We start from the raw sequence: 8,305 nt of genomic DNA, 5'->3' as shown, positions 1-8,305 counted from the left end.
AGTCCAAGCAGAACTCGTTGCCCTCCGGGTCCCGCATCACGATGTAGCCGGTGTTCATCGGGGGCGCGGGCTCGTCGCGGCGCAGCCGCGTCGCTCCCAGCGCCACGAGCCGTTCGCACTCGGCCTCCAGCGCCGCCATCCGCTCGTCCCCCTCCAGCCCCGGGGCCGCCCGGACGTCGAGGTGGACGCGGTTCTTGGCGACCTTGTCCTCGGGCACCTGCTGGAAGAACAGGCGCGGGCCCTGCCCTTCCGGGTCCTCCAGGGCCGACCTCGTGTTGCGCTCCTCCTCCGGTACGCCGACCCGCGCGAGGAAGTCGTCCCACGCGGCCAGCGGGTCGGCGCCCTCGGGCAGATCGACCCCGGGCGGGGCGGGGTGGACGTAGCCCATGACCTCGCGCCAGAAGGCCGACAGGGCGCGGGGGTCGTGGGCGTCGAAGGTGATCTGGATGTGGCGGCTCATCGGTTCGCTCCGTTCATCGAGGGTTCGTCGCAGGCGACCTCGGAGAGAGGGTGGCTCAACTCCCGGTGGACACCCTGACATCCCTGGCGGACAGGATCGGTCCGCGATCCGAACGTGTTGGCACCCCCCGGGCCCGTGGCGCTAGCGTGCCCGTCATGACCGACCCCGGCGGCACGCCTGACACCCCGGCCCATCCCCGTTTCGTCCAGGCCCTGCGCGAACTGGGCATCGACGACCTCGTCGGCGAGGTCCGCACCTTCCCCGACGCCACCCGTACGGCGGCCGAGGCCGCCGCCGCCATCGGCTGCGGGCTCAGCGAGATAGTCAAGTCGCTGATCTTCGAGGCCGACGGCGTGCCGGTCCTGGTACTGATGGACGGCGCCTCGCGCGTCGATGTGGAGCGTGTACGGGAGGAGTTGGGCGCCGGAAAGGTCACACGGGCGCGGGCCGATCTCGTACGGGAGACCACCGGCTACGCGATCGGGGGCGTACCGCCCTTCGGCCACCGCACCAGGACGCGCGTGCTGGCCGACCGGGGACTGCTGGACCACGACGTGGTGTGGGCGGCGGCCGGCACCCCGCACACGGTGTTCCCGATGGATCCCAAGAGCGTGGTCTCGTACGCGGGCGGCACCCTCGTGGACGTCCGCGAGCGCATGGCGTGACGCCGGCCGTCGCAGCCGCCGTTCTCCTGGCGGCGGTCACGCACGCCACCTGGAACGCCATCGCACACACCATCAAGGACCAGCTGGTCGCCTTCACCCTGATCTCCGGCGGCGGCGCCCTGCTCGGCGCGGTCCTCGTCTGCTTCGCGCCCGTCCCGGCCGCCGGCGCGTGGCCGTATCTGATCGCGTCCGCCGTGCTGCACGTCGGCTACCAGGCGCTGCTGATGCGGTCGTTCAGCCTCGGCGACTTCGGCCAGATGTACCCGATCGCGCGCGGCACGGCCCCGCTCCTGGTGACCGTCCTGGCGGCGGTCTTCGTGGGCGAGTCGCTGGACCGCTGGCAGGCGACGGGCGTGGCCGTGGCGTCGGCGGGGCTCGTCGGCGTGGCCCTGTGGGGCATGCGGAGCACGGAGACGAAGCCGCAGTGGCCCGCGCTGCTGGCCGCGCTGGCGACGGGGGTGTCGATCGCCGCGTACACCGTCGTGGACGGGGTGGGCGTACGCGAATCGGGAACCCCTCTCGGCTACATCGGCTGGCTGATGATCCTCCAGGGCTCCCTGATCCCGCTCTACACCCTGCACACCCACCGCGGCACCCTCCTCCCCCTGCTACGCCCACACGCACGACTCGGCCTGCTGGGCGCGCTGCTGTCGGTCGGGGCGTACGCCCTGGTGCTCTGGGCCCAAACCCGCGCACCCCTCGCCCCGATCGCGGCGCTGCGGGAATCGTCACTCATGCCTTGCTCATACCGTATTTGTCATGAGCCGATCTAGGAGCAAGGTGACCATCACGCCCGGCGAGGACGCAGCGATCTACTGCCGGATCTCGCACGTGAGGGACGACGATCAGACGGGCGTCGACCGACAGGAACGCATCTGCCGCGAGATCGCCGAGCGGCTTCAATTGCGCATCGCACCGGAACACGTCTACGTGGACAACAACCGCTCAGCCTGGCAGCGCAACCGCAAGCGTCCAGGGTGGGACGACATGCTCAAGACCATGAGCGAGGGCACGATCCGACACGTGATCGTCTACCACCCGGACCGGCTGATGCGACAGCCGAAGGATCTTGAAGAACTGTTGTCCATAGCCGACGACAAACGCGTCCTGTTACACGGTGAGGCCAACCGGCGCGACTTGTCCGACCCCGACGACCGTTTCATTCTGCGCATCGAGGTCGCGCACGCGTGCCGCTCATCGGATGACACCTCACGACGGCTCAAAGACGCGTTCAAGGACATGGCCAAGGCAGGCACACCGCATATCGGCAATCGCCCGTACGGATACACCAAGAGTGGACAGGCAGTCATCGAGGAGGAAGCCGAGATCGTGCGGGAGGTCTACCGCCGTTACCTGGACGGGGAGTCACCCACCGCCATCGCTCAGGATCTCCACACGCGCAAGATCCCCACGTCCAAAGGGAAGCAGTGGGAGGCGGAGAACGTACGACACCTTCTGTCCTCCAACTACGTCGCCGGCATCCGTATTCACCAGGGCGAGGAGGTAGGGCCGGGCTCGTGGCCCGCCATCATCGACCGTGGGCAGTGGGACGAAGTACAGCAGCACCGGAAGCACCGGGCCGCGCGCATCGAGAAGGAGCGCACGCGACCCAATCGGTACTACCTCCTGCGTGGAGTAGCCACGTGCACGTGCGGAATGCGCATGGCTGGTACGAACGGCGGTAGGTACGCGTACTACCGATGCACCCGAGCAGCGTTGAACGGCGAGCAGAAGTGCGGTCGTTCCGTATCCGCGGGGCCGCTGGAGAAGTTCATGAAAGAGGTCGCGATCAAGGGGCTTACCGAGATCGATGTATCCGGCCGCCCACTCGTCAGCACGGTACGCCCGGAGGCCGATGTACAGGCCGAAGAGAAGGACCAGCAGAAGCTCAAGGAACTGAATCAACTCTGGCTTGCTGATGACGACTTCTCGATGAGCGAGTACCAGTCGATGCGCGCCGTCATCCTCAAGAGGATCAAGGAGCGTCAGCGCAAGACCGTTCAGCGGCCTCTCATCGTGCTCGAAGGCATCGCGGGACCGGATGCCGAGGCGAACTGGGCTGAGCTGGAGAGGCGGGAGGACTATGCCCGGATGAACGCCATCCATCGGTTCCTGTTCTCCGCTGTGATCGTGCACCCGCCCAAGACTCGGGGCCGCGGGTTCGACACTGACCGCGTCGAGGTCAAGCCGAACCCGCTCCCCTAGCGATCAACCGGACCAGGGCCGAGGAGCCGTGCCAGGCGTGCAGCGCTCCTCGGCCCTATGCGTTTGGGGATCTTCGCCGCTTCTCGTTCAACGGCGCGTCTCCACTTCTCAGGATTCTGCCGCGCCATCAGTCCACCGCCGATCGGTTGATCTCTTCGCGGGAGATCTCGCGGTTCCGGGCATGGTCTTCGGCGATGCCTGCGGCGATGAGGGCAGCGCCGGGGGTGTGGCCGGAGCCGACGTATCGCCAGTGGGCATCGGTGATCGCGTCGGGTTCGTCGGCGTAATCGGGTGCGGCCCGTTCATGGTCGGCGCGTTCGGCGCGCAGGGCGCCGTAAGTGGTGCAGTAGGCACGGGACTTGGTGAGGATGTGGCCCCGGTATCCGAGGGTGTGGGCCCAGGCGTGGAGGTGGAGGTGTTCCAGTTCGGGGAGGCCGCCGAGTCGCCAGCAGGTGCCCATGAGGATGCGTAGGTGAGCTGGCAGCCGTGCCGCGGCGATGTCGTTGGGGCCGGTGATCGGGTGGTCGAGGCCGGCGGAGGTGTCGGCGGCGCCCTTGGTGACGTATTTGGCGACGTAGGCGGCTACGGCGTCGTCGGCGAGTCCCTCGCGGCCGCTGAAGGCGCGGAGGGGCCGGGCGTCGAGTTGGGCGCCCCAGCGCAGTTCGTGTTCGCCCAGGGCTGGGCTGTGCGGGGTGTGGAGTCGTACGGCCGCCGCAGCGGTGCGTGCCACGGCGGCGAGGACTTCGGCGGTCGCCCAGGCCGGGGGCGGGGTATTGGGCCCGTGTGCGCCGTCGAGACGGACCACGGCATGGACGTGGACAGCCGCGCGCTTCTGGTACTCGGCGACTTTGGCGTAGGAGATGCGCACGTTGCGCCGCAGGCCGCTGCGGCTGCGTCCGGTGCGGGCGGCGAGGTGGTTGTAGAGGTTGTCCGTGAACGCCTTCCACAGACGTCCGGCGTAGGCGTGCCACAGGACGTGGGCCGGGTAGTCGTAGCAGCCGGGGCAGAGCGGTTGCCCGACGAGCGGATCGGTTGCGTCATGGGTGGCCGGGCAGCCGGGTGAGCGTCCGTGCTCGCACGGGTCGGCGTGACGGCGGGGTCGGCATCGTTCGCCGTCTGCGGTGGCGCGGTGGACGGCGCCGAAGGAGGGGGCCGTCAGGGTGAGGAACAGCCGGGGCCGTTCCCGCACGTCCGCCGGTACGGACTTGCCGCCGACGAGTCCGGCGCGGACCAGGTGGAAGGTGTCGCCCGCGTGGATGCGGGAGCAGGGGGCGCAGACGGTGGCGCGGCGGTTGCGGCAGCGGATCAGCAGCCGTTCGCCGGGTTCTGTGGTGGTGTCGTAGTGGTGCAGGACTTCGCCGGTGCCAGCGTCGCGGGTGGTGGTCGATCCGGTGAGCTGGATCGGGTGGGCGCAGCCGCCGGTAGCGCTCACTTGCTCCAGCCACCGGCCGAACTGGGGGTCTTGGGCGAGGCGGATCAGGTCTTGGTCGGTTTCGGAGAGCTGACGCAGACGCGCCGCGCGGTTGAGCACGGCGCGTCTGTCAGCCGAGGGATTCTCGGCGGGGATGGTGGCGACCTCCCGGGGTGGGCCGCCATAGCGGCACGGACAGTGGCGGTTGGGTGGGATTCGTCCATGGAGATCACTCCCGGTGCGTAGGTGGCGTGCTGGGTGCGGTTCAGCGGATGGTGCCGGTGCCCCGGCAGCAGCGGCAGCGCCGCCGGTGGCCGGTACGGGTCTTGCGGTAGCGCTCGCCCTTACAGATCGGGCAGCGGACACGGCGCATGGGCATCGTCTGGTCCCTCCCAGTACTCAGGTGTGGGTGAAGCCGGACAGGAACCAATTCACGAGGCCATCTGCGGTGAAGAGCACCGGCGTCTGACCCAGGTACATCCCAAACAGAGTGATCAGTACGGCTTCCCACCACCGCACCTCGCGGGAGCGGACCAGGAGCACGGTGGCCAGTCCGAAGATGAGCATCAGCGGCAGTGCGACGGACTCACTCATGCGGCGGTGCCTCCGTTCAGGTGCGTCAGAAGCGGGGTCAGGTGGGCGAACTCTGCCGCCGTTTCCTGTACTTCTGCGGGAGTCGTGAGATGGGACCGACCACGCATCCAGCCGCCCAAGTCCCCCGAGGTGACCGCGACGCCCTGTTCCGTCTCGCCGATCGACTGGGCGACCACCACGGCGTCTTTGTTGAGGTCGCCGAGCGCCATTTCCGCTGTTCCGGGGTCGTTGACGCGGTGGCAGATACGGCCGCTCAACTGGGCCCGCAACGCGGTGACTCCGGGGCCGAGGTCGGAGCCGACGCGTTGGCCGGCCACGACCAGATGAACACCGAGCGCCGCGCCGAGTTGGGCGAGTCGCAGGAGGTAGGTCGAGCACTGCTCGGCCTCTGCCCGCTGCTCTTTGCTGCCGTTGGTCAGGTACAGCTCTGCCAGCTCGTCCACGATGACCACCACCGGTACGGGCCTGGATTTCTCGGGGAGGTCCCATATCGACCGGGCGCCCGCCGCACGGCAGCTCTGCATGCGTCCCTGCATGTCGGTGACGAGGTGGCCGAGGATGGTGACGGCTTCGCTGCGGGAGGTGGCCAGGGCCGACAGGCGCGATTCGACGAGGCCTAGTTCCATGCCGCCCTTGCAGTCGATGCCGACCAGGGCGACCAGTTGCGGGGCGAGTTGGGTGACGAGCCGGGCGATCAGGGTGGACTTGCCGGACTGTGTCGCGCCGACGATCAGCCAGTGCGGGACCTGCCGGAAGTCCATGACCCAGGCCCGTCCGCTCTCCAGGGCTCCGACCACCGCCGACAGCAGAGCGACCGGTGCCGTCACGGCCGGACGGCCGGGATGCTCCAAGGGGTCGTTTGCCGTGGCCGTGATGAGGACCAGGCCGCGTTCCGGTGAGACGACGCGTACCGCGTGCATGCGCCATGAATGGGCGAAGGCGTCGGCCGCCGCCAGGAAGGGGGCCGGCGTCTGCCCTGCTCGGAGTCGGACGGTCAGTTCCAGACCGTTCGGTGTGGGGCGGGGGAAGGAGCAGCGCGGCGTGAGGGTTCGCAGTGGTTCACCCCTGACGGCTAAGCCGCCCACGATGTGGTGGTTGGGCTTGTGGGAGACCGTCAGGCCGTTGACGTAAGCGACCTTGCGCCAGGTGAGTATCACCCGCAGGGCGGTGCGGGGGTAGCCGGTGAGGTACCAGTGCCAGTCCGGTCGCCGCTGTTGCACCTCCTTGCCGACGACCAGCAGCCAGGCCAGCAGGGCGAGGCAGAAGGCGAGCAGGATCGGTCCCATCAGGCCCCACTCCCCTTGCCGGCAGGTCCTGTTGCCGTTGCACCGCTGGCGGGGACGGGGGTGATGGCGGCGGCGCGGAAGCTGATTCCGTGCCGGTCGCCCATGGCCCAGGAGAAGGCGTCGAGGCCGGTCACGCGTACCTCCGCGCCTTCGACAACCCCCTTGGGCTCTCCGGTGACAGAGATCTCGATCACCGAGACCCGGCGCCCTTCCTGGCGCACCGTCACGGCGACGCTGTAGATGGTGTTGCCCTCCTTGTCCCTCTTGACCTCCTTGGTCTCGAAATCCGCGATCTTGGGTTCCGGCCCGACAGCGCACCGCAGTACGCCCAGCCGGGATGTGTCCACAGGTATGGACTGCATGAAGGTGGGGCCTCCTCAACCATCAAGACATCACGTGATGTCACTCGTACTTACGAGTGGAGAGTGTGCATGCCTTGACCGAGAAGCGCAACAACTTATGCTTACGAGTGACGTCAGCTCACGTCATGATGATCCACAACAGGTGACGAGGAGAGCCCGCCATGGGAGAGATCCAGCGACCCGGTGCGCTGTACCAGCAGGTTGCCGCCGAGATCCGCAGCGGCATCACCGCAGGCGAATACACACCCGGAGCCCCGCTCCCCTCAGAAGCCCAGCTCATCGACCGCTACAAGGTCAGCCGGCCCACCGTACGCAAAGCCATCGCCGCACTGCGCGCAGAAGGGCTCATCGAGGTCATCCACGGCAAGGGCAGCTACGTCCGCGCCGTCCCCGCCCCAGCGGTCACCATCGAACGGACCATCACCCGCAGCGGCAAAACCTTCCGCACCGGCCACCACCAATGGCAACAGGCCGAGGCCCCGACCGTCTACCGCACCACCACAACGGCCAGCACAGGCCCGCTGCTCGAACTGGACCAAGGAGAAGCGCTGTTCGCCGTCGACCGACTACTGACCGACCCTGACACCGAGACCCGCGCACTGCACCGCACCCTCATCCCGTTCGCCACCGCAGACCAGGCGAAGCAGCTCGCCGAAGCCCCGGACACCGAACCGGAACAGATCTACGCCATCCTCACCAAAGCCGGCCACACACTCACCTGGCACGAAACCGTCAGCGCCCGCATGCCCCTGCCCGACGAACGCACCGCACTCCAGACCCCCGACGCAACCCCGATCATCCACACCACCCGCACCACCCACGGCAACGACCACCACCCACTGATCCTCGAAGAACTCCGCACAGGCGCCGACCGCACCCAACTCGCCTACCGCATCACCGCCGACAGCCCCCGCAAACTCCACGCCGTCTGAACCGAGCACCCGGCGAACTGTCGAAACCTGTCTTCACTTACTCAAGGCGCCTCGCTCCGCTCGCCGCGCGCTCCCCGGCTCACCGCCGGGCCCCGCCGCTCCTGTCTCCGCCCCGCTCCGGGCCCCGGCTCCGCCGGTCGCGCGACCGAAGCGAACGCCAGCGGTGGGGAGAAACCCTCTGTGGCTGGAGCGGCCGGCTCCACGGCTTTAGCCTCGCGCTTTCGCGAGTGGGTCTGTCCGAGTCTTGATCAAATAAATGGAGAGTGCTGCTGACCTGCAACGATGGGACTTGTCTAGGGTCCTGTCAGCTGCAAGGAAAGAAGCACTCTCCAGGTGAAGAAGAGTAGCGGGTCGTACCCGCGTGTCCGTGTCGAGGGCGGCGGCCGTGGA

The 8,305-nt window shown here is 68.2% G+C and carries 8 protein-coding genes and 1 pseudogene; 4 read left to right on the top strand and 5 right to left on the bottom strand.

What is annotated here, in order from left to right; genetic code table 11:
- On the bottom strand, positions 1-460 hold a 460-nt coding region (locus ACFWV8_RS37785; RefSeq protein ID WP_384215007.1), incomplete at its 3' end, for a VOC family protein.
- A gap of 155 nt (positions 461-615) precedes the next feature.
- Here ACFWV8_RS37785 and ACFWV8_RS37780 point away from each other — a divergent pair.
- The 3 genes and pseudogenes from ACFWV8_RS37780 (at position 616) to ACFWV8_RS37770 (ending at position 3,330) form a co-directional block, all read left to right on the top strand.
- The gene (locus tag ACFWV8_RS37780; RefSeq protein WP_329386646.1) at positions 616-1,125 is read left to right on the top strand and encodes a YbaK/EbsC family protein; all 510 of its coding nucleotides are present in this window, start codon (positions 616-618) and stop codon (positions 1,123-1,125) included.
- Positions 1,122-1,862 (top strand): annotated as a pseudogene (locus ACFWV8_RS37775) (EamA family transporter); the annotation flags it as partial. The gene ACFWV8_RS37780 and the pseudogene ACFWV8_RS37775, both read left to right, overlap by 4 nt.
- Positions 1,863-1,905: 43 nt before the next feature.
- Positions 1,906-3,330: a recombinase family protein gene (locus ACFWV8_RS37770; RefSeq protein WP_384215005.1), complete on the top strand. Its 1,425-nt coding sequence runs from the start codon at positions 1,906-1,908 to the stop codon at positions 3,328-3,330.
- Positions 3,331-3,457: 127 nt separating this feature from the next.
- Here ACFWV8_RS37770 and ACFWV8_RS37765 read toward each other — a convergent pair whose 3' ends face one another.
- From ACFWV8_RS37765 to ACFWV8_RS37750, 4 genes are all read right to left on the bottom strand, one after another.
- Positions 3,458-4,861 (bottom strand): replication initiator, encoded by a 1,404-nt coding sequence (locus tag ACFWV8_RS37765; RefSeq protein ID WP_384215002.1) that lies wholly within the window; start codon positions 4,859-4,861, stop codon positions 3,458-3,460.
- A 279-nt stretch (positions 4,862-5,140) separates the two neighbouring features.
- On the bottom strand, positions 5,141-5,335 hold the full coding sequence (locus ACFWV8_RS37760; protein WP_384214999.1) for a hypothetical protein: 195 nt from the start codon (positions 5,333-5,335) through the stop codon (positions 5,141-5,143).
- Complete coding sequence (locus ACFWV8_RS37755) at positions 5,332-6,621, bottom strand: FtsK/SpoIIIE domain-containing protein (RefSeq protein WP_384214995.1); 1,290 nt, start codon at positions 6,619-6,621, stop codon at positions 5,332-5,334. Before ACFWV8_RS37755 ends, ACFWV8_RS37760 begins: the two co-directional genes overlap by 4 nt.
- A complete protein-coding gene (locus ACFWV8_RS37750) occupies positions 6,621-6,983 on the bottom strand; it encodes a hypothetical protein (RefSeq protein WP_384214991.1) in 363 nt (120 codons plus the stop codon). Before ACFWV8_RS37750 ends, ACFWV8_RS37755 begins: the two co-directional genes overlap by 1 nt.
- A 161-nt stretch (positions 6,984-7,144) precedes the next feature.
- Here ACFWV8_RS37750 and ACFWV8_RS37745 point away from each other — a divergent pair, with 161 nt between their 5' ends.
- The gene (locus ACFWV8_RS37745; RefSeq protein WP_384214989.1) at positions 7,145-7,915 is read left to right on the top strand and encodes a GntR family transcriptional regulator; all 771 of its coding nucleotides are present in this window, start codon (positions 7,145-7,147) and stop codon (positions 7,913-7,915) included.
- Positions 7,916-8,305 lie beyond the last annotated feature (390 nt).

It is taken from the genome of Streptomyces sp. NPDC058665 (genome assembly GCF_042714995.1).
Taxonomy (GTDB): Bacteria; Actinomycetota; Actinomycetes; order Streptomycetales; family Streptomycetaceae; genus Streptomyces.
This window is presented reverse-complemented; position numbering and strand designations above follow the sequence as displayed.